Below are 26718 nucleotides of genomic sequence, written 5' to 3'. Positions count from 1 at the left end.
GATACTTAGTACTTTTTCATTTTCCTGTATCGCATCATCGCTTCGATGTAATAGTAATCTGCATAGGTCAGCGGCACATCAACCTCGGAGCTTCCCGGCAGGTGACCGGTACTGTGTTTTAAAATAAAACCTCCGTTCTCGCCCGGATCGGCCGTGTAGGTACGCGAAGAAAGCGTGCGGATGACCTGTTCTGCGAAGTTCACATAAGAAGCGCTTTTTACTTTGTCGTACTTACTCAACTCCAGCAGCGCCGATGCCGTGATCGCCGATGCAGACGCATCGCGGTAGGTTGCAGGGATATCATGTGAGTTGTAATCCCAGTACGGAATTTTATCGGCGGGCAGGTTCGGATGGTTCATCAAAAACTTCGCAATGTTGGTGGCCTGCTTCAGGTATTTTGCATCTTTTGTGAAACGGTACATCACCACAAACCCATACAATCCCCAGGCCTGCCCACGCGCCCAGGCGGAGTAATCCGCATAACCCTGTGCCGTTTGTTTTACGTTCACATTGCCGGTTGCGGGATCGTAATCCACCACGTGCCACGAACTGTAATCCGGGCGGTAATGATTCCGGATCGTTGTATTGGCATGCGTTACCGCGATCTTGTAGAAAGAAGAATCGCCGCTGTGCTGTGTTGCCCAGAACAGGAGCTCCAGGTTCATCATGTTGTCGATGATCACCGGGAACTTCCATTTGGCGGTGGCGTTCCACGACTGGATGCAGCCTACGGTAGGGTTAAAACGGGTAGACAGTGATCTTGCACTGTTCATCAGGATCTCGTCGTATTCTTTGGTATGCATCAGGCGGTTGGCATTGCCGAAGCTGCAGAACATCATAAAACCAAGATCGTGTGTGCCTTTGTTGAACTGTTCTTTTTCGAGCAGTTTTTCTGCGCGGGTTGCTTCCTGCCACAATGAATTATCGTTCGAATATTCATACAGGTAATTCAGCGATCCCGGGTAAAACCCGCTGCACCACCAGCTCGATTTACTGGTTTCAAATTTTTTCGTCAGCGGGTAATAGGTTTTGGGCAGCGCTTCCGGTGTTGCCACGAGGTTTGCCTGCAGTACCCTGTACTGCCTGATGGCTTTGTTCAGCGCGGTGTCGATCACGGTCAGCAATGGCGTTGCTTTCTGCTGTGCAAAAGATCCGCCCGCAAACAGAAGCACTGCGGCGCAAACGGTAACGATTCTTTTTATCTGCATGTTGGAGGTTTTTATGTCTGTTGTTTTTCCTGGTTGCGTATGGTTTTAAAGGTATGATTTTGCAGTATGATTTCATCTTTATCGATCAGCAAAAACAACGAAATCGTTTACGCTGAAGTGATTTTTTTTAAATCAATACGATCCTGCATCAAATGAGAATGCCATCTCATTTGAGATGGCATTCTTTATTTCAAACCCGTTAAAAAGAACGGATCAATCTACGATCTTGTCTGATGGTGCAACGTTTCCAGCGAAGCCGTTGTAGCCTGCATTCTGGTTCAAACGGTTTCCTGTATTCGCATTGATGGCGGGTTGTGGTATGGGCCATAATACGTGGTAAGGACTGATCTTCATCATATCGCCGTGTGCGGTAATAAAATTTTTCGCGTAGAACACGTTTTTCTCCATTACCCTGTCGTACCAGAAATTGGAAGTTGAGAAATTGGCGAGTGTATACGTTTTGCCGTTGTCTGCAACTTTACCTGTTTTTGCATAGATGTATGCGATCCTGGTAAGTTCTGTTTTGCGTGGCTCTTCGTAGTACAGTTCTCTTGCCCTTTCATCGAGTACGGTTGCAATGGTGGCTTTGGCAATGTTTGTATATGCATCACAGTTTGCCCTTGTTCTAACCGCATTGATGTCTGCCAGTGCATTGGTCTGGTCGCCTTTCCAAACATATGCTTCCGCACGCAGCAGGTAAGTTTCTGCCAAACGGAACACATACCAGTCTGAGTGGCCGCCACGCATCGGTACGTTCTCTGAATCCGGAACATACAGTTTGTAATGAGGCCAGGGGTACCAGCTGCGCAAGGTGTCTGAACACAGCAGTTTGTTGTTCTGGTTTGGATCGAACAGGCGGAGACGGCGGCCGTAAGCGGTATCCACACCTTTGAGTGCAGGGTTCGCATATACGAGGTTCTCCATGTACATCCAGTTGCCCGATACAGAGTCGTGTCTCCAGTCTTTTGGATCATCCCAGATTTCACGGTAGTGATACGAAGTAGAGCGGCAACGGCCGATGCCACGCCCGTAGATCTGCATCAGGTCTATCTCAACACCTGCAGAGGCGGTCATGCCCGCCCTGCCCGCCGGCGTGATGATGTTTGTGCCAATCGACACACCAGGCGCCGCATTACGCATGCTGTTTGTCTGGATGTTGTTGGCCACGCCGAGACGGTCTGTTACGATGTACAATCCTTCTGTATTCGCCGCAGCCGACTTGTTGTCCGGGCGGTGCAGGTCCCATGTTACGTTCTTTGTTGTGATGTTTGCATCAACACCGAAACGGGTTTTCATGAGTTTGTACGTGCCTTGGTTAATCACTGCAGTGGCGCTGGCGATCGCATCGTCAAACAATCCAAGTGACAGGTTGATCTTGGTAAGCAGGTGATAACAGGCCGCCCTGTTGATCTCTCCCCTGTCTGTAACCCATGGTACAGCAGCAATGGTTGATTCGATGTCTGCTTTCGCACGCTGTAGGATCACTTCGCGTTTTACGGTAACGAAATCTACTTTCGGTGTTCTCAGCTCTTTGGTAGGAGCGGGCACATCGCCAAACTGGTTTGTTAAACGATAGAAATCATATCCTCTCAGGAAGTATGCCTGTCCTTTGATCATGTTCTTTTCCGCATCGGTAAGTTTTGATTCTTCCACACGGCCGAGAATGATGTTCGCTGCGCGGATACCATTGTATTGGGTTTCCCAGAACCAGCCGATGTTGTTGAAGTCAACGTGCCTCAGCTGCGCTTCCGGTTTGATCTGCAGATCCATGTTCTGTGCAGGTCCTGTTTTATCATCTGTACCTTCTACAGATTCTTCCGAGAAGATCTGTTCAGAAATGTTGGGCGAGCCATCGCCGTACCATTCTGCTTTCAGGTTATTGGAAGCGGCTGCCAGTGCGGCCTTGAAGCCCGGCAGATCCACGAGTGTATTTTCCGGCGAAAAGAGCGACAATGTTTTTGGCTCGAGCCAGCTTTTTTTACATCCTACTATATTCAGCGTGCCGAACGCGATAACCGCCAGCAGGAAGGATGCTTTTATTGTATTCTTCATTTCTTCTTGATTTAAGGGTTATCTTATAAGGTTACGTTTAATCCAAAGTTGATGCTCAACGGAACCGGTGCGAGGTTGGTTGGGTTATTTGGATCTGGTCCTTTGTACTCCGGATCGAAATACCACCATTTGGTGAACACCGCGAGGTTGGTTACGTTAACGTATGCTTTGATACCGTCAAATCCCCACCTGCGAACGGTACTTGATGGCACGGTATAGGCAAGGCTCACGTTGCTCACGCGGAGGAACGCTGAACTTGTATAAGCCGTCCAGATACCTGCATTCGAGTTAACGGCTGCATAATCGTTGATCGGGTTGTTCGGCATCCAGTGTGGCCTGTCGTAGAAATTCGCGCGGTCGTAAAAGCGGTCCTGGTTCTTGATCTCGTTGTTCTGGTAGATCGAACCGAGTTTCGCATTGAGCGTGAAAGAGAAATCAAAATTCTTGTAGATCTTGAATTCGTTCCTTATGCTGAACTGGTATCTTGGCGATTGATCACCGAGGAACACTTTGTCATCCTGTGTATAGGTTCCGTCGCCGTTCGTATCCTGAACTTTGAAATCGCCTGGTTTGTAACCGTATTTGGCGGCGGTTGTTGCTTCAGACATCTGCCAAACGCCGATGATCTTGTAATCCCATTTCTCCGTGATGGAGTGGCCGAGGTACCATCCGTTGTTCAGGTCGTTTTTCTCTGATTCGCCGATGAGTTTACCGCTTGCATCGTAATCTGGTGTGGCGCCATACAGGTGAACGATCTTGTTCCTGTTGAACCAGAAGTTCACTGTACTTCTCCACTCGAAATTGCTGCGTTTGATGTTTTGAGAGGTAACACTCATTTCGAAACCACTGTTGTTCACCTGTCCGAGGTTTGCGATACCGCTCGAGTAACCCGATACGCTTGGCAGCGTACGGTTCACCAGGAGGTCTTTCGTTACCCTCTTGTACACTTCAAAAGTACCGGTGATGAGCCCTTTGAAGAGTGAGTAATCGAGACCGAGATCCACCGATGCGTTCGATTCCCATCTTAGATCTGGGTTTGGAAGGGTGTTGGCAAATACATAGGATGAGTTGTATACGGTTCCACTTGGTGTTACAAATACGTAGGTACCGCCACCGAGTGTTGACAATGCCACGTAACGACCGATAGACCTGTTACCATTGGCTCCGTAAGAGAGCCTCAGTTTACCATAGTCGAGCCATGAACTTGTGTTCCTCATAAAGTTTTCATCGCTGAATGCCCATGCCACACCGAGCGATGGGAAAGCGGCCCTGCGGTTGGTTGCACCAAAGGCTGAATATCCATCGCGGCGGATCGTTGCCGTAAGGAAGTAGCGTTGGTTGAAGTTGTAAGCCAAACGGCCCATCAACGCATCACCTGTTTCTGTCTGGTCGTCGATCTCGTTCCTGATCGCTTGTGTTGCATTCTGCAAACCGCTGTATCCCAGGTTCGCATTTGGCTGTATGTTCTCGCCGTGTGCAAGGTGGTTGTAGTAGGTCATTTTCTCTGCGTTTACCAGGAAGGTGGCCTCTACGGTGTGTTTGCCGAATTTACCGTTCCAGCGGAGGATGTTATCCAGGTTCCAGGAGAACTCATTGCGGTTCCTTCTGTCGATGATACCTTTCTGTCCAACAAGAAGCGGGTTCTTGTCCGACTGGAAATTGTATTCCCTCGTTAGCTCAAACCTTGGTGAGTAGTTCACCTGGTACGAGAACCCGAATGGAAGTTTGCCCTTCAGTGTCAACTGGGCAAAGAAGTTGTCATACTTGTAAAAACGCGTACTGTAGTATTGCGACATGAACGGGTTCGAGTTGTTTCCCGGATCGTCGTTCGGGCTCAAACGCAGCGTAACGCCATCGGCGGCGTACATCTGTCCGTAAGGGGTTGTCTGCAATACATCACTCAGGTTAACGGTGATGGCGCTCTGGTCTCTTTCCGCAAACTGGAAGTTCACGCCCACGGTCAGGTATTTCGCGATGTTTGCCTCGAGGTTCAAACGTGCGCGGAGTGTTTTGTATTTATCGTTTACAGTGATACCATTGTTCTCGAGATAGCCGAGCGAGAAATAGTAGTTCACATCTTCTTTTCTCTGCGAGATGGAGATGGTATGATCGTGCTGCAAAGCATTCTGGTTGTAGATCAGCTTTTCCCAATCGAGCACATTGCCCGCTTTGTAGTTGGCGATCTCGATCGGTTTCATTTTCAAACGTGTGAGCCATACGGTCACGTCGTCGCCGGCGGTATTGTCAAGTGCCCTCCACTGCGCGAGTGAAATATTCGATGGCAGTTTGGAAGGATCCCATGAATAATACTGGATACCCGGTTTTGAAGTTGAATCAAATGCATAGGTAAGTGGTGTACCGCTTGTGTTTGACCAGATGGCCTGGCTGCGGAACTCGAGAAACTCGGGGCCGTTAAGCAGGTGGGGTTTCTTCTCCACTTTGTTGAGTGCGATGTTGTCGTTGAAAGTGATGATCGGTTTTCCTGATTTACCTTTTTTGGTAGAGATCAGGATAACGCCGTTTGCTGAGCGCGCCCCGAATACCGCGGCAGAGCTCGCGTCTTTAAGGATATCGATCGTTGAGATGTCATTGGGGTTGATGTCTTCCAATCCACCCGGGAAGATCACCCCATCCAATACGATCAATGGGTTTGAACCCGCGGTAAGTGTTCCCTTACCCCGGATCTCCAGTCTTGGCGTAGAGCCTTTCGTACTGCCATCGAAACCAACATCCACACCCGGTGCCCCTCCGCGGAGGATATCACCTACTGATCTTGGATTGTCGTTCTCCAATGCCGTAGCCTTAATCTGGCTCACCGCACCGGTGATGTCTTTTTTAGTGGCGGTACCATAACCAACCACAACCACATCGTTCAGTCCCGAAACCACTTCTGTAAGGGAAACGGAAAGCGGTGCGGTACCTGAGATCTTAACTTCTTTGTCTGCAAAACCTGTAAAAGTGAATACAAGCGTTGCATTTTCCGGAACGTTCGGAAAAGTGAATTGCCCGGCTGCGTTAGTAGTTACGCCGCGACGGGATCCTTTGATCGTTACGCTCACCCCTTCCATCGGCGCATTCTTCGAATCCGTTACCTTACCGGTAATGGTTGCGGGAGGAGGCAGTTTGAAGGAGGCGGAATGGTGTTCCTTCCATCCGGCGGTAGCCGTAACTGCAAAGGAACAAAAGAGGACCGCAAGGCATACTATCTGAAGTAGCTTGGGTCCCGCTGCTGTTTTGTAAACATGCGGATGTTTGTTCATAATGGCAAGTTGGTTTTGATGAATAACAGTAAGCTCCGGGCAATCGATCCCGTTGTTTTAAGCAAACTATTAATGAAGTGTTAAATTAGAATAGTTTTTGAAGTCTCAATCGGTTGATGTGTTTTTCTGACACAAATTCTACGAAAAGGTTTTCGTAGAAAACGTAGTCATTGCCAGTGAGTTAACGCTAAATTTAATTGATAATTAAGCTTTGCCCGTCTACAATTCAAACGATTGCATTATGAGAAGGACTTTCCGTCTTTGCATTGCTATGGTAATTGCCTTTGTTCTTCTCTACCTTCCCATTCTTGCACAACCGCTGGTGCCTTTCCCCGGATTTTTATGGCATGTATCGCAGGGGAACACGGTTGCTGCTCACCCTGTCCATGCAATTTCTGCCACGCTGCTGCCCGGCTTCGTCCTGGCCACGGCAGGGCTATCAGACGGCAAAATTCAACCGATTGCTGCACAGGTGGAGAAAAAAAGCAACCGGTTGCTTTGGCCTGGAAGGGCAAGGGGCGGGTACATCCACTCTAACGATTACAAAAACAAATGAAATGATAAAAAGGGTCTTCTTACAAAACTGTTTTTTATTCTTTGCGTTGAGCATGGCGGTATCGCAGCTGAACGCTGCTGATGGTAAGCTCAGAGGGAGCCGTGTGCTGGTGTATACAAAGAACGGGAAGGGATATGTGCACGATAATATTCCGTCGGCCGTTGCCTGCATCAAGGCGCTTGGCGCAGCCAATGGGTTTACGGTGGATGTTGCCGATACATCTCTGGTATTTACAGAAGAGAACCTGAAAAAATACAACCTGCTTATTTTCACCAGCACCAACAACGATGTGTTTGCAACCGATGCACAGCGCGTTGCCTTCAGGAGATACATTGAAGCCGGCGGTGGTTTTGTGGGCGTTCATTCTGTAACGGGCACGGAACGCAACTGGACATGGTTCAAACAAATGCTTGGCGAAACGTTTACCTGGCACGCAAAGAACCAGAAGTTTACCGTTAAAAAACTGGATGGCGACCACCCCTCCATGCAAGGCGTACCGGCCATGTGGGAAAGAAAAGACGAGTGCTATTTTGGGAAAGAACTCTACCCCGGCATCAAAGTACTGATGGCGCACGTGGTAAGCTCTCTTGATATGCATGAAAGGTCGCAAGACAGCCTCCTGCAGAAAAACCTCGGCTCTTACAAGGATTATTTCCCTGCGGTATGGTACCAGCAGTTCCAGGGCGGAAACATATGGGTTACCACACTGGGCCACGACAAAGAAAATTACCAGGACCCGGTGTATATAAATCATTTGTTGCAAGGCATCAAGTACATTGCATCGCAGTTCCGTGGCATCGATTATGCCAAAGCCTATGCAACGGGAAAAGACGACCAGCTGCGATAATTAGTAATTAGGAATTAGCAATTAAGAATTAGTAATTAATAATTCATAATTGCTGGTTGCCAATTACCAATTTTTCGGTTCAAAAATTATTAATTCCTAATTCCTAATTCCTAATTACTAATTATAATGAGGTTCTTATTCACAATGATAATTACTGCAATTACCGCTTCGCCTGCCATTGCGCAGAAGCCGGTGAGGCTGATCACGCTTGATCCGGGGCATTTTCATGCGGCGCTTGTTCAGAAATCGATGTACCCGCAGGTAGACGAGACCGTGCATGTGTATGCAAAGAAAGGCAATGACCTGGATCTTCATCTTGCCAAGATCAAAGGCTACAATACAGACGTAAAAGCGCCCACGGGCTGGAAAGAAGTGGTATACGAGGGCGATGATTTTTTTGACCGCATGCTCAGGGAAAAAAAGGGCAACGTGGTAGTGCTTGCGGGTAACAACCAGCTGAAGACAGATTACATCCTGAAATCGGTGCAGTCGGGGCTCAATGTTTTTGCAGACAAGCCCATGGTGATCGACCAGAAAGGATTTGTGAAACTGAAGCAGGCTTTTGAAACAGCCAAAAGGAACAAGGTTCTGTTGTATGATATTATGACGGAACGCTACGAGATCACCACCATCCTTCAACGCGCATTTTCCATGGAGCCTGCTTTGTTTGGCGCCTTAACAAAAGGCACTGCTGCAGAACCGGCCGTTACAAAAGAGAGCGTTCACCATTTTTACAAATACGTTTCCGGATCGGTTTTAACAAGACCGGCCTGGTTTCTCGATGTAGAGCAGGAGGGGGAAGGCATTGTTGATGTGACCACACACCTGGTAGACCTCGTACAATGGGAATGTTTTCCGGGCGTAACGCTGGATTATACAAAAGATATTGTGTTAACTTCAGCGAAGCATTGGCCAACGGTGATCAGCAGGAACCAGTTCGCCGAGCTTACCAAAGTGCAGCAGGTGCCCGCATACCTGAAGAAATACAGCGATGCGAAAGACGATATCAGCGTGATGTGTAACGGCGAGATCAATTACAGGATCAAAGGCGTGCATGCCAAGGTATCGGTGATATGGAACTACAAAGCGCCCGATGGAACCGGGGATACACACTACTCCATCATGCGCGGAACAAAGGCAAACCTGGTGATCAGGCAGGGCGCAGAACAGCAGTACAAACCTACATTGTACATCGAACCATTGGTGCACAATGCAGCGTACGACAACGATGTGCAGAAAACGGTTGAAAAAATAGCGCAGCAATACAAAGGTGTTTCACTCAAGAAAAACGACAAGGGCTGGGAAGTGATCATACCCGATGCATTCAAGGAAGGACATGAATCGCATTTCGCACGTGTAACAGAAAAATACCTGGAGTACCTGTCTAAAAACAACATGCCTTCGTGGGAAGTGCCCAACATGCTGGCGAAGTATTATACCACCACGCAGGCACAGAAATTAGCAAATAAAAAATAAGCCATATGAAAACATTTCGTTCCATCGCCGCGGGTTTTCTCTGCATTGCGTTGGTGCTGGTTGCGGGGAAATCGTCCGCACAGGCAAAAGCCACCACGGCCATCCAGGGCACCTACAAAACCATTTACGATATGCTGCGTGATGTGCCGGGTCTTGAAGTAAAAACAAGCAACGGTAGAGGTAACTCTGTGATCGTTCGCGGGATCTCGACGCTTACAGGATCGTCGGTACCCTTATTCGTGGTAGACGGAACGATCTACAGCGGCGACATCAGCAATCTCAACGTACAGGATATCGAATCCGTAAACGTATTAAAAGACGCGGCATCCCTTACGGCGTATGGAACGCAGGGCGCAAATGGTGTGATCCAGATCACCACCAAAAAAGGAAGCAACGCTTCATCGGCCGCATCGGTGTCGAGCCACACGGAATCGGCATACACCTATTTCATCGATAAAAAAACACCACTTAGGGTGTACGGTCACGACGACAAAGTGATCATCGAAGGCGTAATTGAAAAACAAAGAGGGGATTCACTGATCTTCATCAAAAGAAGAAAAGATTTTCCCGTGGCAATATCGAGTGTGAAGCGGGTGGAGATGATCCCGCAGAATTAACCTTTGGGCGCACGTGCGCCTACATCGTTTTCGTAAATTACTTCATTGCGCTTAAAAAAAATCTTCACATTCACATACCAAAATCAATTGCTTACCATGGGATCCAATGATCTTTTCTCGCTTAAGAACAAAGTTATCGTAGTTACCGGCGGCACCGGGATATTAGGTGGATCTTTTGTAAAAGCGATTGCCGATGCGGGCGGTATCGCTGTGATACTGGGACGCAATGCTGAAGTTGGCAAACAACGCGCAGACGAGATCAACGCAAACGGCGGGCAGGCGTTTTCTGTTACGGCAGATGTGATGGAAGAAAGCGAACTCATCAATGCCCGCGACATCATCCTCGAAAAATACGGAACCATCGATGGCCTCGTGAATGGCGCGGGTGGCAATATGCCCGAAGCAGTGCTTGCACCCGAGGCGGATATTTTTTCAATGAATATCGAAGGGATGAAAAAAGCACTAGCATTGAATACCTGGGGAACAGTTGTTCCAACACATGTGTTTGGCGCAGTGATGGCAAAAAAGAACGGCGGGAGCATCGTAAATATTTCTTCGGTAAGCTCACAGCAGGCCGTAACAAAAGTGCTGGGGTACAGCATGGGCAAGGCAGCTGTTGACTGCTACACAAAATGGTACGCAGTAGAGCTGGCCAACCGTTATGGCGACAAGATCCGCATGAACTCCATCATGCCCGGCTTTTTCCTTACCGAACAGAACCGGACATTGTTAACGCAACCGGATGGCAGTTATACAGACCGCGGCAACCTGGTTGTAAAAAATACACCGTATAAAAGATTTGGCAAGCCGGAAGAACTGGTGGGCGCATTGATCTACCTGTTGAGCGATGCATCCCGTTTTGTAACCGGTACGACATTGGGCGTAGACGGCGGCTTTACCATTTTCAGCGGTGTATAAACCGCACTAACCATTGCACCATGAGTGAATATTTTTTAACAGACGATTTTTTGTTACAGGGAAAAGTTGCGCGGCGCTTATACCACGATCATGTTAAACATCTCCCGATCATCGATTACCATTGCCACCTCGCACCAAACGAGATCGCTTCCAATAAACAGTTCAACAACCTTACAGATATCTGGCTTCGCGGCGACCATTACAAATGGCGCGCGCAGCGTTCGCTCGGTGTTCCGGAACACCTGATCACAGGCGATGCCGGCGATGAAGAAAAATTCAACGCCTGGGCAAAAGTGGTTCCGCAAACCGTGCGCAACCCGCTTTTTCACTGGACACACATGGAACTGAAAAACGTTTTCGGCATTGCGGAATACCTGGACGAAAAAAACGCGGCTTCGGTGTATGCATCGTGCAACGAACTGCTTAAACAACCATCGCATACAACCCGCTCTATTCTTGAATCGTTCCGGGTTGAATACGTTGGTACAACAGATGAGCCGTGGGATTCGCTGGAGCATCACCAGCAACTGGCCAATGAAAATTACAAGATCAGGGTATCGCCGTCTTTTCGTCCCGATAAAGTCTTGATGATCGGAAACACAGCCGCATTCTTCCACAACCTGGGCCTGCTCGAAAACAGCGTGGGCAGCTCCATCAAGGATCTTTCTTCGTTCCTGGGCGCATTGCAGGAACGTGTTGATTTTTTTCACGGCAATGGTTGCCGTGTTTCGGATCACGGGTTGATACAGATGCCGGCGAAACTTGAATTCTCATCTGCACTCGAAGCCGAGTTCGCATCGTTTGTTACCCACCGCAAAGGAAGCTTTTCCGACCCGGATGCTTTCATGGGCCATGTATTGCTGCAGTTGTGCAGGATGTACCAGGCAAAAGGTTGGGTGCAGCAGTTTCATCTCGGGCCGATCCGTAACAACAATACACGTCTCAATAAAAAATTAGGCGCCGACAGCGGTTTTGATTCGATCGGCGATTTTCCGCAGGCATTGCAGATGTCGTTGTTCTTCGATCAGCTCGATCAGCATGACCAGCTTGCGAAAACGGTTATCTACAACATCAATCCATCCGACAACGAAGTGTTTGCAACCATGCTTGGCAATTTCAACGATGGGAGCGTAAAAGGAAAAATGCAGTTCGGTTCGGGCTGGTGGTTTTTGGATCAGAAAGATGGAATGGAGCGGCAGTTGAATGCCCTGTCCAATATGGGTCTGATCAGCACATTCATCGGGATGATAACAGACAGCAGGAGTTTTTTATCGTTTCCGCGACACGAATACTTCAGGAGGATTCTTTGCAACCTCATCGGCGATGAAATGGAAAAAGGATTGCTGCCGAACGATGAAAAATGGATGGGAGGCATCCTCGCAGATATATCTTATCACAATGCGAAGGAGTATTTCGGGCTTTAGGGTTTCGTACAAAAAAATAACAATGCCATGAGGAAAATAATTTTTCTGCTGATCACCGCGTGTTTTATTTCACAGTTTTCTGCTGCCCAGAAATGGGAAAAACTTTTCAACGGCAAGGACCTGAAAGGTTTCAGACAGCTCAATGGCAAGGCGCCATACACCGTGGAAAATGGCGAGATCGTTGGCCGGACGGTGTTGAATGAACCCAATAGTTTCCTGGCAACCGAAAAAGAATACGGCGATTTTATACTCGAACTCGATCTGAAAGTTGCCGACAGCATGAATTCCGGTATCCAGTTCAGGAGCGAGATAAAAGATGCGGACGATAAATGCAATGTAACCGACAAACGAACGCCGGAGCGTGTACATGGCTACCAGGCGGAAGTGGACCCCTCTGATCGTGGATGGAGCGGCGGCATTTACGACGAAGCGCGGCGTGGCTGGTTGTATTCGATGGAGAACAACCCCGCGGCAAAAAAAGCATTCAGGCCCGGGCAATGGAACCATTATAAAATTGAATGCATCGGCAACAGCATCCGCATCTGGCTCAATGGCGTTGCGTGCTCGCACTTGATCGATGACATGACACCGAAAGGTTTTATCGCATTGCAGGTGCACGCGATCAGGGATGCAAAAAATGTGGGAGAGGAGATCCGCTGGAAAAACATCCGCATCCAGACCACGCGTCTTAAAAAAGCACCCGACGACAATGTTTTTGTAGTGAATACACTCGTCAATACCATTTCTCCCGATGAAAAAAGATTGGGCTACCGGTTGCTGTTCGATGGGAAAACAATGGATGGATGGAAAGGTGCGAACAAAGAGAACATTCCACCGGTATGGTACGTAGAGAACGGAACACTGAATGTGAGCAAGGGAAGAAGCGCATCCGTTTCTTCGGGCGGGGATATCATTACCAGTGAACAATTTGGCGCTTTCGATCTGCAGTTTGAGTTCCGGATGACAGACACGGCCAACTCCGGCGTAAAATATTTCGTGGTAGAAAAAGAAAAAACGACCAATGGACCGATAGGATTGGAATACCAGGTGCTCGACGACGACAGGCATCCTGATGCGCGGGCAGGACGGGATGGTAACCGGAAACTTGCATCTTTGTACGACCTCATTCCATCCAACAAAAACGGCCGCGAGAAAATTGCGATCGGCGAATGGAACAGGGGAAGGATCGTAGTGTATCCAGACAACCGCGTGGAGCACTGGATCAATGGATGGAAAGTAGTGGAATACAAACGCGGTTCACCGGAGTTTCTTGCGCTTGTGGCCAAAAGCAAATACGCAAAGATCCCGGATTTTGGAATGGGGGCAAAAGGGCATATCTTACTGCAGGAACATGGAACGCATGTAGCCTTCAGGAGCATCAAGATAAGGGAACTTTAGCCGGGAGAATTTCAATGTATGTAACGACAACTTACACTTACAGCTAACTATTAATCACAACATAACGATTGAACATGTCAAACTCACGTCGCAAATTCATCAAACAATCCGCGCAGGCGGCTGCGGGAACGTACCTGGCCACGCTTGGATTCAGTGCAAAAAGTTACGGCCGCATCATTGGGGCCAACGATCGCGTAAGGGTAGGGGTGATCGGTTTTTCCGATCGCCACAGGGCATCACACATTCCACCGTTCATGAAGTTTTACAAGGATATGAATTTTGATATCGTGTCCGTATCTGACCTGTGGAAAAAAAGAAGGGACGAAGGGCAGGCTTTTCTCAAAGATAAAATGGGCCACGACATCAATGCTTACCGGAACAACGACGAACTGTTTGCTTCCAAAACCTGCGATGCGGTATTCATCAGCACACCTGATTTTCAACACGCGCTTCATTGCAAAGCTGCTGTAGAAGCGGGTCTTGACGTGTATTGCGAAAAACCGTTTGCAGAAACAATGGAAGACAACCGCGCTGCGTTGAAAGCCGTGAAAGCTTCCAAAAGCATCGTGCAGATAGGGTCGCAGAGAAGGAGCGGGAAAAATTATACGGCCGCAGCAGATTATATCCAGAGCGGAAAATTCGGTCCGATCACGATGGTTGAATTGACATGGAACGTAAACCAGCCCGGCCGCTGGAGAAGGCCCGATCTTGTTGCACAATGTAAAGAAGAGGACCTCGACTGGAACCGGTTCCTCATGAATCGCCCGAAAGAAAAATTTGACCCAAGAAAATACCTGGAGTACCGTTTGTTCTGGCCTTATTCATCAGGCTTGCCCGGCCAATGGATGAGCCACCAGATCGATACCGTTAACTGGTTCAGCGGCCTTGGCCATCCACGCAGCGTAACGGCCAACGGCGGTATTTACCAGTGGAAAGACGGCCGAAGGAACTGGGATACGATCACGGCCGTGTTTGAATACGGTCCGGAGAACGATCCTTCAACCGGGTTCCAGGTGGTATTTATGTCGCGCATGCACAACGGCGACGAGAACCCGAGTGAGATCTATTACAGCAATGGCGGAGAGCTGAACCTTATCACCAACAAGGTTTCTCCGAAAGGCGGGTTGACGCAGCGCTTTGCCAACCAGATGAAAATGCAGGCCAACCTGTTGCCTGAATTGAGTTTGTCTGAAATGATCAAAGTAGAAGCCGGCGCCAACACCGGTGGCGATGAATTGACAACCGCCCACGTACGCAACTGGATGGAGTGTATCCGAAGCCGCAAAACACCAAATGCACCGGTGGAAGCGGGATACAACCATTCCATCGCAACCATCATGTCGAACGCCGCGGCTCGCACCGGTGAAAAAGTAACGTTCGATCCAAAAACACAGGAAGTGATGGCAGGTGGAAAACCTTTCAAATATTAAAGGAAGTTTTAGATAATAAGTTTAATGACCAATACCTTGGTTACACTGGGTTAAAACAGCTTTGGGCCTGAAAAACGCTTTGCTGTTTTAACCCTTTTATTTGCTGCGCGATGAACGTAAAAACAAAGGCACGACTGGCCGTACTTACGGGAAACTTTTTCTTCGGAACGATCATTGTAGCCGTTAAGCACATCAGTCCTTCGTTGATACAGCCACTGGGACTCACAGCCATCCGCATTACCATAACGGCGCTCCTTTTCTGGTTGATGTATGCGGCGCGGCCTGTTAAGATGTCTTTTACAAAAAAGGATTACCTGCGTTTGTGTTTTTGCGCGCTCACGGGCATTACACTCAACCAGACCTTTTCTATCCTGGGAATTTCGCTTACAAGCCCCATCCACGCATCGTTGCTTGTACTCACCACGCCGATCACCATTACCCTGCTTGCCGCGTTTTACCTGAAAGAATCGTTGAACTTTTTCAAGATCGTAGGGTTGCTGCTTGGCATATCGGGCGGCGCACTGCTTGTGTTTGCGCGTGATGTTTCTTCCGCCGCAGGCGCACAGCAATCGCTTGGAGATCTTTTTGTGATCTTAGGCGCGCTGGGTTATTCCTCTTATGTGATCGCCGTTAAACCGCTTACCGAACAACACAAAGCCACACATGTGCTGCAATGGGTATTTCTTTTCGGTATCTTCTTCAGTCTTCCCTTGGGATGGAACGCCCTGCAGCAGGCGCATTGGCAATCGTTCGATGCGTTAAGCTGGTTCGCATTGGCCTATGTTGTTGTGGGCGGCACATTCATCGCCTATATGTTGATGAATTACGGGATCAATAAACTGGGCGCCAGTGTTACGGGTTCGTTTATCTATACGCAACCCTTTTTTGCTACGATCGCATCGATGATCATTCTCAATGAATCGTTGAGTATGCCGAAAGTGCTGGCAGCGGCGTTGATCATGACAGGCGTATTCCTTACCAATTACAGGAAGAAATAAGGATGGTTGTACTTCCTGAATATCTTTAGCTTCGTAGCTTAAACCACCGGTTATGCGTTCAAAGTTTTTTCTACTCGCGTTGGTCATTTCTTTTGCTGCCGTTGCGCAGAACGATGAGGGGCAAAAGGAAAGGGCCTATCTGGTGCAAGCCATGACGAAGCTTGCCGATCCGATGTTCAAAGCGCTCAGTGAGAAAACGCTGAAAGAAAAAATGCCTGTGGAGAAATCGCCGGAGATGATACGTGTAAAGCGGATCCCGTCCACCACCTATCTTGAGGGCTTTGGAAGAATGATGGCCGGCATGGCGCCCTGGCTCGAGCTTGGCGCCGATGATACAGAGGAAGGGAAGCTCAGGAAAAAATACATCGACCTTGCCTTGCTTTGTATAAAGAATGGTGTTGATTCAACATCTCCCGACTATCTCGGTTTCAATATTCCCGGGCAGTCGCTTGTAGATGCCGCTTTTTTAACACATGCCCTGCTGCGCGCACCAACACAACTGCTCGCGAAGCTGGATGAAAAAACAAAACAGGAACTTGTAGCAGCATTGAAGCTCACACGCAAAACAAAACCTTACGAAAGCAACTGGCTGCTGTTTACAGGAATGGTAGAAACCGGATTGCTGCTGCTTACCGGCGAGTGCAACCAGGCAGCGATCGATTATTCCATACAGAAACACAAGGAATGGTACAAAGGGGATGGCGCTTATGGCGACGGGCCCGAATTTCATTGGGATTATTACAACAGTTTTGTGATCCACCCGATGCTGCTCGATATCCTTGGTGTAATGAAACAAAAAGGAATAGCAACCGCTATCGATTACAACACGGAGCTGCGCAGAAGCAGGCGCTACGCCGCAGTATTGGAGCGGCTGATCTCACCCGAAGGCACTTACCCTGTTATCGGCAGATCGCTTGCCTACCGTTTCGGTGCCTTTCAATCGCTATCGCAGGTTGCATTGATGAAACAGTTGCCGGAAGGCATTGCGCCGCAACAGGTACGCGCGGCTTTATACACAATGATCAAAAAACAGCTCGAAGCGCCCGGCACATTTGATGCGGACGGATGGCTGCAGATCGGTGTATCCGGGCACCAGAAAGACATCGGCGAAAATTATATTTCAACTGGGAGTTTGTATTTGTGTTCCGAAGCGTTCCTTATTTTAGGACTGCCCGCGTCGGATGCATTGTGGAACGGCAAAGATGAAGACTGGACAACAAAAAAGGTTTGGAAGGGATTGCCTGTTCATGCCGATCATGCTATCGGCAACTAGAAGACTGCAGCATTTTTGGGAATGGGAAATTTTGAAACCATTATACCTTGGTTCAAAATTTCCCATTGCGGATCCCAAATTCAATTAAACATATTTTGTTACGCCCGGAACTGCGATGTTGTAAAACCCGTCTGCATTCGGCAACACCGGCGGCGGTGCATCAAACGCATAGGTTTTGGGTTGTATGTTGATGCCTGAGTTGATGGCTTTGTCCCACTCAACAATCTGCCCGCTGTAAGTTGCCATTCTTCCCAGGATCGAGGTCATGGTACTTTTCGCGCCGTTCTCCGCATCCGCAAACTTGTATTCGCCTTTGGCGATGGCAGCAAAGAGTTCGTCGTGCTCCGTCTGGTATGGGTTCGGTTCGCCATTCTTCAAATCAAACTGGTAGATCACTTTGCCCGATGCATCGGTGATGTTGGCCGCGCCGCAGCGGATCTTTCCTTTTGTTCCAACAAGCAGTTCGTCTACACGGCTCATGGTTCCGGGTATGTGGCGGCATTGGCTGTTGAGCAATGAGCCGTCGGCATATTCAAATTCAACATAGTGGTGGTCAAAGATTTCGCCATGGTCTTTACCCTTGCGAACCTGCCGTCCACCGAGGCCCTGTGCCTTCACGGGGTAGCTTCCTTTGAACCAGTTGATCACATCCAGGTTGTGTATGTGCTGTTCGGTGATATGATCGCCGCAAAGCCAGTTGAAATAATACCAGTTGCGCATCTGGTATTCCATTTCTGTTTGTTCCGGTTTGCGCGGGCGAACCCATACGCCATCGTTGTTCCACCAGGCCTGCGCTGAAGTAATGTCGCCGATCAGGTCTTTGCGTTTGAACAATTCGCGGTAAGAGTTTTGGTAGTGCCGTTGCAATCCTACGACAACGTTTAGTTTTTTCTGTTTTGCAAGCGCCGCTGTTGCCAGTACACTTTGCACACCGGCGGGGTCGGTGGCCACGGGCTTCTCCATGAACACGTGTTTGTTCTGTTTGATGGCTTCCGCAAAATGTATCGGCCGGAAACCGGGCGGCGTGGCAAGGATCACAACATCTGCCAGCGGTATCGCTTTCATGTAACCGTCGAAGCCGGTGAACTTCCTTTCTTCCGGAACATCAACACGCGCTTTTACGCTTACGGCATTGGGATCGGATTTGTCCTCTTTGGTGAGTGAGTTGTAACATTTGTCGATGTTGTCGCGGAAAGCATCCACCATCGCAACAATTTTCACGTTCTGTTTACTGCGCAGTGCCTGCATGGCAGCGCCTGTGCCGCGGCCGCCGCAGCCGATGACGGCTACTTTGATCACATCGTCGGCACCTGAAAAAAAGTTTGCGCCCGATAAAAGCGGGGCGGCGATCAATCCGCCCGCGATAAGCGAGCTTTGTTTTACAAATTCTCTGCGCGAGTTGTTGCTGGAAGCATCGTTGTGCATATGGTTGTTTTTAAAAGTTATTGATCCAGGTATTTTTTGAAAAATTGTTCTGCCTGCTCTTTTGATGGCTGCTGCGCCGGGCGCACCAAACGAAATCCCACGGCAGGCGCATCGGTGATCCACCACCTGCTTTTAGGGATCTGCGGATCGCGGCGGTTCCATACCGGGTCCGAGGGGATGCGCTCCGCGCTCCTCAACTCCGCAGCCGCTGATGCATAACCGCCCCCACGAAGTGTTTTCGGATACCGTACCGGGTTGGCTTCCACTACAGGATCTTTTGCTTCGATCTTTGTATACCGCGCAGCGTCGTAATGATCCAGCGTCCATTCCATCACATTGCCCAGCATATCATACAAACCCCAGGCATTCGGCAATTTTGTTCCTGTTTTCTGGAATTTGTCGTTGCTGTTCTTCGCATACCATGCGTATTTGTCCAGTTGCGTACTGTCGTCTCCAAAAAAATAAGCGCTGGTGCTCCCGGCCCTGCATGCATATTCCCATTCGGCCTCTGTGGGCAAACGGAAGAAGACGCCGGTTTTTTCATACAGCCAGCGGCAATACATCAGCGCGCCGTACTGCGACATGCTGTTTGCAGGAAAGCCGCCTTCTTTACCCATACCATAACTCAGGTCGATGTATTGCGGGCTTGGCCGCGTGATGGCATCAACGTCTACATTCTGGCTCGTTGTTTCGTCTTTGAGAAAAACATCAAATTCATCGCGAGTCACTTCACGGGCGCCCATCCAGAAAGCAGACAGTTCGATCTTTTTTTGCGGGGCCTCGTCTGCCGCGTGGCTTTTTTCGGATGCAGGGCTCCCGATGGTAAAGCTGCCGCTTTTAACAGGCACCATTTTAAACGACAAAGAAGAACCCGGTATATTCTGGCTGTATTCGGTAAAACCATTTTGCGCAGAACAATCCGTTGAAAGATAAAAAGCAGACAACAAAAGAACCAATCGTTTCACATGCATGATTTTTGGGTGTGTCAAGATAAGTAAATAATCAGGAAAAACGGTTGCAGGCAACGATAACGTTTTAGTGTTTCCAGTACTTCGCGAAGCCGGTGGTTGAATGGTAAATGATCTTCCCTTCTTTTAATTCTGTGATCAGGAGGTCGGCGTGCAGGGCAGATGCCAGTTTTTTGCTTTGTTCCACGGGCAGGATACTGCAGGCGGTGGCAAGCCAGTCGGCATCGGCGCCGTTGCCGGCGATCACGGTTACATTGCGTTGCGATGCGATCCCGTATCCCGTGCGGGGATCTATGATGTGGGAATATTTGATGCCATCGTGTTCAACATACTGGTAAGCATCGCCCGATGTGGCAACGGCTTTGTTGGAAAGCAGGAGCCGGCGCGGCAGGAGCCTGTCGGTTGTTTCGGGAATGTTCACGCCAACCGTCCACCCGCCAGAACCCGGTGGCGCGCCGCTCATCACCATATCCCCGCCTGCATCAACCAATGCCATGGTAAAACCCATGGCAGAGATCAAGCCGAGTACCTTCTGTGCAACGTATCCTTTGGCGATGCCCCCCAGGTCGAGCGCCATTCCTTTTACGGGAAGCGCTACCGTGTGTGTGGCATCATGCATTTCTAAACGTTTAAAACCGGTTAGCGCCCTTGCGGTGTTGACTGTTTCCGCGGAAGGGAAGGTTTTTTCTTTTCTCGTTTTCCGCCACAACCGGGCGAGCGGCCCAACGGTGATGTCGAATGCACCCTTGCTTTTTTGCCATGCGGCGCGCGAACGAACCAGTATCTCCCACAATGCCGCAGAGGCACGGACCTCGCCTGCGCCTGCCAGGCGGTTGATCTTGCTGAGCTCGCTCGCAGTATCGTAATCGCTGTAGATAAGATTGAACGAATCAACCAGGGCGAAACATTTTTCCGCAACGGCTGCGGCTTTCAGCGAATCGCCCGAAACAAGGATGATGTTAAACGGCGATCCCATTTTCTGCGCGGAAAAATGAAATTTTTTCTCCTGGCTTTGGGTACTAATGGCCGTTAGTAACGGGAATAAAAAACAAATCAGCGATCTGGGCAAAGTTTCTGTTTTTATAAGGTGTTTTCCAGTAAATTTAAGCAACAAAATACTGCTCATGCAAAGAAGAAAATTTATGCAGCAAGGTTTACTCACCGGGGGGGCTTTGCTCGCTGCTTCAACCGGTTTCGCCAACGAAAAAAAAGGGGAGTTGCCGGATGATAACAAACCTTTCCAATGCAATTACGGGATCCACGACGGGATGTTCAAAAATCATGCAGGCCCCGATTTTATCGACCAGATCAAGTTCGCGCACAGCATGGGGTTCCGTTCCATCGAAGACAATGGCATGATGGGCCGGACACCGGAAATGCAGAAAAAGATCGGGGATACACTGGCGCAGCTGGGCATGACAATGGGTGTGTTTGTAAACCAGTTCGATACCTGGCCGGTAAAAACTTCCATGACATCGGGCAGCAAAGAATGGAAAGACAAGTTCATCCAATATTGCAAAGATTCTGTAGAAGTTGCCAAACGATGCAATGCAAAATGGATCACGGTTGTGCCGGGTAACTACGACAGGAGTTTACCGGAAGGCTTCCAGACCGCCAATGTGATCGAGTTCATGAAACGCGGTGCGGAGATCATGGAACCCCATAAACTGGTGATGGTGATGGAACCGTTGAGCGATACGCCGGATCTTTTCCTGCGCCATTCAGACCAAACCTACGCCATCTGTAAGGCAGTTGGCAGTCCGTCTTGCAAAATACTTTTCGATATGTACCACATGCAGCGCAATGAAGGAAACATCATTGCCAATATCAACAAGGCATGGGATGAGATCGCATACTTCCAGATCGGCGATAACCCGGGAAGAAAAGAACCGGGCACAGGGGAAATGAATTATAAAAACATTTTCAAACACATCAAAGACAAAGGCTATACCGGCGTTTACGGAATGGAGCATGGCAATGCCAAACCGGGTAAAGACGGTGAAGCAGCTTTGATCAGGGCCTACCGGGAAGCAGATGCTTTCTAGTACACGTAAACGATGGGCGCCTGCCATTCAACCAACGCATTTTTTACAAAATAAAAAAAGCTTGCGGCCTACGGCTTAAAGCTTCGCTCCATCCACATGAGAAAAACATTGCTTGCCGCTTTTTCTGTTTTTGCGTTCACGTTTGTGTCTGCGCAATTGCGCACAGCAAAAATATTTTCCGACAGCATGGTATTGCAGCGCAATGTGTCCGTTCCTGTATGGGGATGGGCGGGGGCAGGTGAGAAGATCGCTGTGCAGTTCAACCTGCAAACAAAAACAACCCAGGCCGACGCTTCGGGCAAATGGCGCGTTGATCTTGATCCGGAAAAAGAAGGCGGGCCGTTTCAACTGCATGTTAAGGGCAACAGCGCGATCACCTATAACAATGTTTTAGTGGGTGATGTGTGGCTCTGTTCTGGGCAATCCAACATGGAGTGGACCGTGAACAACGCAAACAACTACGCGGAAGAAATGGCCGCGGCGGATCTTCCGATGATCCGTCACACGAAGATCGCCCTTACCGCTGCGGGCTCGCCGCTGCAGGACCTCGCTACCGGCAACGGCTGGCAGGCCGCAACACCCGCCACCGTTGGCAACTTCACAGCGGTGGGATATTTTTTCGCAAAACGTCTCCACGAAGAATTGCATGTGCCCATCGGGCTGATCAACAGTACATGGGGCGGAACAAACGTTGAAACCTGGACAAGCCGCGAGGCACTGCAGCAAAACAACGAGTTCAGGGAAATAATGGCGGGTTTCCCGGTGTTGAACCTGGATTCCATCGCCGCCGTACGCAGGCAGGAAACGCTTGATAAACTTACCGGAACGCAGGGTGGTTTGCCATCTGCAGGCGAAGTGAAAAAATGGAAGGAAGCCTCATTCGACGCCACCGGCTGGCAACACATGAAAGTGCCGGGGTTATGGGAAACGCAATCGCTGCAGAATGTGGATGGCGTTGTATGGCTGCGCAGGGAATTCCATATCGACCCCTCGATGCATAAGGGCAATGCCGACCTGCTGTTGGGCATGATCGATGACAACGATGAAACCTATATCAACGGCGTACTGGTTGGTTCTACAAAAGGGTACAACCTGAAACGCCTTTACACGATTCCGCAGGGTACTTTACGCGATGGAAAGAATGTGATCGCCATCCGCATCGACGATACCGGTGGCGGTGGCGGTATATACGGTGAGCCGGGCGATGTAAAAATGATCTTTGCAGGGTCATCATTGCCACTCGCAGGCGACTGGCAATACCGTGTAGAATCGGTGATACAAAGCAATGCAGTTGATCCCAACAGTTATCCAACGCTTTTGTACAATGCAATGATCAATCCCCTGATCCCATACGCCATCAAAGGCGCCATCTGGTACCAGGGCGAGAGTAACGCAGGCCGCGCATACCAATACCGTACCGCTTTTCCATTGATGATCGGTGATTGGCGCAGCCGTTGGAAACAGGGCGATTTCCCTTTTTATTTCGTTCAGCTCTCCAGCTTCAATGCAAACGGTGGAACCGTTGAGAAAGGAAGTGAATGGGCCGAACTGCGCGAGGCGCAGGCGCTTAGTTTATCGGTTCCCAATACAGGAATGGTTGTTACAACAGACATCGGTGAGCCCAAAGACATTCATCCACGCAACAAACAGGAGGTTGGTAAAAGGCTTGCTGCCGTTGCATTGAACAAGACGTACAAACGATCAAACGAATTCAGCGGGCCTGTTTTCAAGTCGATGAGAATTGAAGGAAACAAAGCGATAATCGATTTTGATCACAAAGGCGGCGGGCTGATCACCACCGACCCCGGAGGATGGGTAAAAGGATTTGCGATCGCAGGCACAGATAAAAAATTCATACCTGCAACCGCAATGATAGAGGGCGAGCATATTGTTGTGAGCGCAGCCGGTGTAAACGGTCCGGTTGCCGTTCGCTATGCATGGTCCGATTTTGCAGGTGATGCAAACCTTTACAACCTTGAAAAATTTCCCGCCGTGCCATTCCGTACAGACAAGTGGAGCGGTATTACGGACCTGCGCAAATACAGGATCACGGGTAAGTGATCATCATACACCACAATTCACAACCATGAAAAAAACAGTTTTGGTCTTGCTCCCGGTATGCGTCGCGCATTTTGCTTTTGCGCAAACCGCTGTTCTTGCGTTGCGTACAGAAAATGCGGTGAACCCGCTTGGCGTTGATGCGGTAACGCCGCGCTTCAGCTGGCAATTATCGGGCGCAAAAAGAAACACGATGCAGACGGCTTACGACATAACTGTTTTTTCGCCCGATAAAAAGATCGCCTGGCATTCGGGAAAGACCAGTTCGTCGCAATCTGTTTATGTTCCCTACGCAGGTTCGACGCTGGAAAGCGGGAAGAGATACAAATGGATCGTTCAGGTTTGGGACAACAACGGCACCGCACCATCGAAAAGTGACACCGCTTTTTTCCAGATGGCATTCCTGAATACAGGCGACTGGAAAGCGAAATGGATAGGGCCCGGATTTACGGAGGATAGTACGCGCCCGAGCCCGTTGCTGCGAAAGACGTTTACAACCAATAAAAGAATTGCATCGGCAACAGCATACATCACGGCGCACGGCATGTACGAGGCACAAATCAACGGGCAGCGGGTGGGAGATGCCTATTTCACACCGGGATGGACATCCTACAACAAACGCCTGCAATACCAGGTGTACGACGTTACAAAGCTTCTTGTGAACGGAACAAACGCGATCGGTGTAACGCTGGCAAACGGCTGGTACCGCGGGTTTATAGGGTTTTCCGGGCAACAGAATGTGTACGGAAAAGACATTGCATTGCTGATGCAGATTGAAATCTCTTACAACGATGGCAGCACAGAAAGGATCATTACCGACGAAAGCTGGAAATCATCAACCGGTGCGATCCGTTCTTCAGAAATATACAATGGAGAATTCACAGACAGGCGATTGGAAAAACAGGGCTGGTCGCTCGCGAATTACGATGATTCAAAATGGGATGGTGTGAGCCTTGTAAACGGCGATATGAAAACACTCATCGCCACTTACAATGAACCGGTGCGGCCAATTGATACGATTGGTGTAGCCGAGGTTTTAAAAACACCAAAAGGTGAAACGGTGATTGATTTCAGGGTCAACGCAGTTGGCTGGGTTGCCTTTAAGCTTAAGGGCAAAGGCAAGGCCGGCGACAAGATCATCATATCACACGCGGAAGTTTTAGACAAGGCAGGGAATTTTTATACAGAAAACCTGCGCGCAGCAAAAGCACAGGATGTTTATATTTTAAAGGGCGGCGAAACAGAAATATTACAGCCGCATTTTACCTGGCACGGCTTCAGGTACATCCGCATCGAAGGATACCCGGGCGATATCAATCCTGGCGATTTTAAATTGATCGGGTTTCATTCCGATATGGCGAACACTGGAACATTTACGTCTTCAAGCAATTTGGTAAACCGATTGCAAGGAAACATCAGGTGGGGGCAAAAGGGGAACTTTATTGACGTCCCAACCGATTGCCCGCAACGCGATGAACGGTTGGGATGGACCGGCGATGCACAGGTTTTCTCGCGCACCGCATCGTTCAACATGGACGTACACAATTTTTTTGTGAAATGGCTGAAAGACGTGGCGGCGGATCAACTGGAAAACGGAAGCGTTCCGCATGTGATCCCCAATGTATTGGGAAAAGGAGCGGCAGGTTCTGCAGGATGGGCGGATGTTGCAAACATCATTCCCTGGAACATGTACCTCGCTTACGGTGATAAAAAAATACTGGAGGATCAATACCCGAGTATGCAAGCATGGGTGAATTACATCACCGGTGTGAGCAAAAATGACCTTTGGAACACCGGCTCCCATTTTGGCGACTGGCTCTTCTATCGCCCCGACGATGACAACGATGGGCGCGCGGCCGTTACAGACAAACACCTGATCGCCCAATGTTTTTATGCCAACTCAACACAACTGCTCATCAATGCAGCGAAAGTGTTGAACAGGACAGAAGATGTAAAAACCTATGAACTGTTATTGAAAAGGATCAAAGACGCTTTCATCAACGAATACATGACCGCGGGCGGCAGATTGGTATCGGGTACACAAACTGCATTGGTGCTTGCACTGAACTTTGATATGCTTCCGGAAGGATTGCGACAACAGGCTGCACAGCGTTTGGTCGACAACATCAAATCATACGGCAACCACCTCACTACAGGATTTCTTGGAACGCCTTATCTCTGCCATGTGTTAACACGTTTTGGCTTTACAGATGTGGCGTATAAATTATTGCTGCAGGAAACTTATCCTTCCTGGTTATACCCGGTAAAAATGGGCGCCACTACCATATGGGAGCGCTGGGATGGCATCAAGCCAAACGGAACTTTTCAAACACCGGGCATGAACTCATTCAATCACTATGCTTACGGCGCGATCGGTGATTGGATGTACCGCGTGATGGCCGGACTGGATACCTACGAAGACGGCCCTGGCTACAAGCACATAAGGATTCAACCGCATATCGGGGGCGGGTTTACAAATGCATCCGCAACCCTCAAGACCTTTTACGGCACGCTCAGCAGTGGCTGGAAAATAGAGGGTGGCAAGCTTATGATGGATGTAACCATTCCTCTAAATACAACAGCTACTTTGTTCGTTCCTGCATCCAATGTTGACCAGGTTACAGAAAATAACAAACCGCTCGGTTCCATCAAAGAAATAAAGACCGGGGAAGCGGGCAGTGGCTATCTTTCGCTTACGCTTGGTTCGGGCGAATATCATTTCGTGGTAAACGGTGTCCCGGATCAGAAACCCGCAAACAATTAAA

The 26718-nt window shown here is 49.2% G+C and carries 19 protein-coding genes; 13 read left to right on the top strand and 6 right to left on the bottom strand.

The genetic code is table 11. The features are described 5' to 3' along the window. Positions 1 to 5 precede the first annotated feature (5 nt). The 3 genes from GWC95_RS07105 to GWC95_RS07095 form a co-directional block, all read right to left on the bottom strand. Entirely contained in the window at positions 6 to 1208 is a 1203-nt protein-coding gene (locus tag GWC95_RS07105; RefSeq protein ID WP_161817994.1) for a glycoside hydrolase family 88 protein, read from the bottom strand. Positions 1209 to 1421: 213 nt separating this feature from the next. Then, on the bottom strand, positions 1422 to 3260 hold the full coding sequence (locus tag GWC95_RS07100; protein WP_161817993.1) for a RagB/SusD family nutrient uptake outer membrane protein: 1839 nt from the start codon (positions 3258 to 3260) through the stop codon (positions 1422 to 1424). 23 nt (positions 3261 to 3283) lie between these two features. Further along, positions 3284 to 6520 carry a SusC/RagA family TonB-linked outer membrane protein gene (locus tag GWC95_RS07095; protein WP_161817992.1) on the bottom strand — a complete coding sequence of 1079 codons (3237 nt, stop codon included), beginning with the start codon at positions 6518 to 6520 and terminating at the stop codon, positions 3284 to 3286. Positions 6521 to 6761: 241 nt separating this feature from the next. Here GWC95_RS07095 and GWC95_RS07090 point away from each other — a divergent pair, with 241 nt between their 5' ends. From GWC95_RS07090 to GWC95_RS07045, 10 genes are all read left to right on the top strand, one after another. Beyond that, positions 6762 to 7076: a hypothetical protein gene (locus GWC95_RS07090; protein WP_161817991.1), complete on the top strand. Its 315-nt coding sequence runs from the start codon at positions 6762 to 6764 to the stop codon at positions 7074 to 7076. A 1-nt stretch (position 7077) separates the two neighbouring features. Beyond that, positions 7078 to 7923, top strand: a complete 846-nt coding sequence (locus GWC95_RS07085) for a ThuA domain-containing protein (protein WP_161817990.1) — start codon at positions 7078 to 7080, stop codon at positions 7921 to 7923. Between the two features lie 144 nt (positions 7924 to 8067). Next, complete coding sequence (locus GWC95_RS07080; RefSeq protein ID WP_237722092.1) at positions 8068 to 9399, top strand: putative oxidoreductase C-terminal domain-containing protein; 1332 nt, start codon at positions 8068 to 8070, stop codon at positions 9397 to 9399. 5 nt (positions 9400 to 9404) lie between these two features. After that, positions 9405 to 10016, top strand: a complete 612-nt coding sequence (locus GWC95_RS07075) for a TonB-dependent receptor plug domain-containing protein (RefSeq protein ID WP_161817988.1) — start codon at positions 9405 to 9407, stop codon at positions 10014 to 10016. A 96-nt stretch (positions 10017 to 10112) separates the two neighbouring features. Continuing rightward, positions 10113 to 10934, top strand: coding sequence for an SDR family oxidoreductase (locus GWC95_RS07070; RefSeq protein WP_161817987.1), 822 nt, complete (start codon positions 10113 to 10115; stop codon positions 10932 to 10934). Positions 10935 to 10954: 20 nt separating this feature from the next. Then, a complete protein-coding gene (gene uxaC, locus GWC95_RS07065) occupies positions 10955 to 12358 on the top strand; it encodes a glucuronate isomerase (protein ID WP_161817986.1) in 1404 nt (467 codons plus the stop codon). Positions 12359 to 12385: 27 nt separating this feature from the next. Continuing rightward, the gene (locus tag GWC95_RS07060) at positions 12386 to 13756 is read left to right on the top strand and encodes a 3-keto-disaccharide hydrolase (RefSeq protein ID WP_161817985.1); all 1371 of its coding nucleotides are present in this window, start codon (positions 12386 to 12388) and stop codon (positions 13754 to 13756) included. A 74-nt stretch (positions 13757 to 13830) separates the two neighbouring features. Continuing rightward, positions 13831 to 15186: a Gfo/Idh/MocA family protein gene (locus GWC95_RS07055; RefSeq protein ID WP_161817984.1), complete on the top strand. Its 1356-nt coding sequence runs from the start codon at positions 13831 to 13833 to the stop codon at positions 15184 to 15186. A gap of 110 nt (positions 15187 to 15296) precedes the next feature. After that, positions 15297 to 16184: a DMT family transporter gene (locus GWC95_RS07050; protein WP_161817983.1), complete on the top strand. Its 888-nt coding sequence runs from the start codon at positions 15297 to 15299 to the stop codon at positions 16182 to 16184. Between the two features lie 52 nt (positions 16185 to 16236). Next, the gene (locus GWC95_RS07045; protein WP_161817982.1) at positions 16237 to 17457 is read left to right on the top strand and encodes a DUF2264 domain-containing protein; all 1221 of its coding nucleotides are present in this window, start codon (positions 16237 to 16239) and stop codon (positions 17455 to 17457) included. An 84-nt stretch (positions 17458 to 17541) separates the two neighbouring features. Here the strand turns inward: GWC95_RS07045 and GWC95_RS07040 are convergent, their stop codons facing one another. The 3 genes from GWC95_RS07040 to GWC95_RS07030 all read right to left on the bottom strand — a co-directional run bounded on the left by GWC95_RS07040 (position 17542) and on the right by GWC95_RS07030 (position 20919). Continuing rightward, positions 17542 to 18882, bottom strand: a complete 1341-nt coding sequence (locus GWC95_RS07040) for a Gfo/Idh/MocA family protein (protein WP_161817981.1) — start codon at positions 18880 to 18882, stop codon at positions 17542 to 17544. Between the two features lie 17 nt (positions 18883 to 18899). Then, a complete protein-coding gene (locus tag GWC95_RS07035) occupies positions 18900 to 19853 on the bottom strand; it encodes a formylglycine-generating enzyme family protein (protein WP_161818220.1) in 954 nt (317 codons plus the stop codon). A 64-nt stretch (positions 19854 to 19917) separates the two neighbouring features. Next, positions 19918 to 20919, bottom strand: coding sequence for an FAD:protein FMN transferase (locus GWC95_RS07030; RefSeq protein WP_161817980.1), 1002 nt, complete (start codon positions 20917 to 20919; stop codon positions 19918 to 19920). Between the two features lie 55 nt (positions 20920 to 20974). Between GWC95_RS07030 and GWC95_RS07025 the strand changes: the two genes are divergently transcribed. The 3 genes from GWC95_RS07025 to GWC95_RS07015 all read left to right on the top strand — a co-directional run bounded on the left by GWC95_RS07025 (position 20975) and on the right by GWC95_RS07015 (position 26717). Next, positions 20975 to 21895, top strand: coding sequence for a hydroxypyruvate isomerase family protein (locus GWC95_RS07025; RefSeq protein ID WP_161817979.1), 921 nt, complete (start codon positions 20975 to 20977; stop codon positions 21893 to 21895). 96 nt (positions 21896 to 21991) lie between these two features. Then, complete coding sequence (locus GWC95_RS07020) at positions 21992 to 23956, top strand: sialate O-acetylesterase (RefSeq protein WP_161817978.1); 1965 nt, start codon at positions 21992 to 21994, stop codon at positions 23954 to 23956. A gap of 25 nt (positions 23957 to 23981) precedes the next feature. After that, complete coding sequence (locus tag GWC95_RS07015) at positions 23982 to 26717, top strand: alpha-L-rhamnosidase (RefSeq protein ID WP_161817977.1); 2736 nt, start codon at positions 23982 to 23984, stop codon at positions 26715 to 26717. The last annotated feature ends 1 nt before the right edge of the window (position 26718 follow it).

The sequence above is a fragment of the Sediminibacterium roseum genome, from assembly GCF_009939005.1.
GTDB classification, from domain to species: Bacteria; Bacteroidota; Bacteroidia; order Chitinophagales; family Chitinophagaceae; genus Sediminibacterium; species Sediminibacterium roseum.
The sequence above is the reverse complement of the archived record's forward strand: the minus strand, read 5'-3'. Positions and strand labels throughout refer to the sequence as shown.

What these genes read in the sequence shown, in the direction of transcription:
- GWC95_RS07105 (WP_161817994.1), bottom strand. Translation starts at nt 1,208, where the DNA reads ATGCAGATAAAAAGAATCGTTACCGTTTGCGCCGCAGTGCTTCTGTTT.
- GWC95_RS07100 (WP_161817993.1), bottom strand. Translation starts at nt 3,260, where the DNA reads ATGAAGAATACAATAAAAGCATCCTTCCTGCTGGCGGTTATCGCGTTC.
- GWC95_RS07095 (WP_161817992.1), bottom strand. Translation starts at nt 6,520, where the DNA reads ATGAACAAACATCCGCATGTTTACAAAACAGCAGCGGGACCCAAGCTA.
- GWC95_RS07090 (WP_161817991.1), top strand. Translation starts at nt 6,762, where the DNA reads ATGAGAAGGACTTTCCGTCTTTGCATTGCTATGGTAATTGCCTTTGTT.
- GWC95_RS07085 (WP_161817990.1), top strand. Translation starts at nt 7,078, where the DNA reads ATGATAAAAAGGGTCTTCTTACAAAACTGTTTTTTATTCTTTGCGTTG.
- GWC95_RS07080 (WP_237722092.1), top strand. Translation starts at nt 8,068, where the DNA reads ATGATAATTACTGCAATTACCGCTTCGCCTGCCATTGCGCAGAAGCCG.
- GWC95_RS07075 (WP_161817988.1), top strand. Translation starts at nt 9,405, where the DNA reads ATGAAAACATTTCGTTCCATCGCCGCGGGTTTTCTCTGCATTGCGTTG.
- GWC95_RS07070 (WP_161817987.1), top strand. Translation starts at nt 10,113, where the DNA reads ATGGGATCCAATGATCTTTTCTCGCTTAAGAACAAAGTTATCGTAGTT.
- uxaC (WP_161817986.1), top strand. Translation starts at nt 10,955, where the DNA reads ATGAGTGAATATTTTTTAACAGACGATTTTTTGTTACAGGGAAAAGTT.
- GWC95_RS07060 (WP_161817985.1), top strand. Translation starts at nt 12,386, where the DNA reads ATGAGGAAAATAATTTTTCTGCTGATCACCGCGTGTTTTATTTCACAG.
- GWC95_RS07055 (WP_161817984.1), top strand. Translation starts at nt 13,831, where the DNA reads ATGTCAAACTCACGTCGCAAATTCATCAAACAATCCGCGCAGGCGGCT.
- GWC95_RS07050 (WP_161817983.1), top strand. Translation starts at nt 15,297, where the DNA reads ATGAACGTAAAAACAAAGGCACGACTGGCCGTACTTACGGGAAACTTT.
- GWC95_RS07045 (WP_161817982.1), top strand. Translation starts at nt 16,237, where the DNA reads ATGCGTTCAAAGTTTTTTCTACTCGCGTTGGTCATTTCTTTTGCTGCC.
- GWC95_RS07040 (WP_161817981.1), bottom strand. Translation starts at nt 18,882, where the DNA reads ATGCACAACGATGCTTCCAGCAACAACTCGCGCAGAGAATTTGTAAAA.
- GWC95_RS07035 (WP_161818220.1), bottom strand. Translation starts at nt 19,853, where the DNA reads ATGCATGTGAAACGATTGGTTCTTTTGTTGTCTGCTTTTTATCTTTCA.
- GWC95_RS07025 (WP_161817979.1), top strand. Translation starts at nt 20,975, where the DNA reads ATGCAAAGAAGAAAATTTATGCAGCAAGGTTTACTCACCGGGGGGGCT.
- GWC95_RS07020 (WP_161817978.1), top strand. Translation starts at nt 21,992, where the DNA reads ATGAGAAAAACATTGCTTGCCGCTTTTTCTGTTTTTGCGTTCACGTTT.
- GWC95_RS07015 (WP_161817977.1), top strand. Translation starts at nt 23,982, where the DNA reads ATGAAAAAAACAGTTTTGGTCTTGCTCCCGGTATGCGTCGCGCATTTT.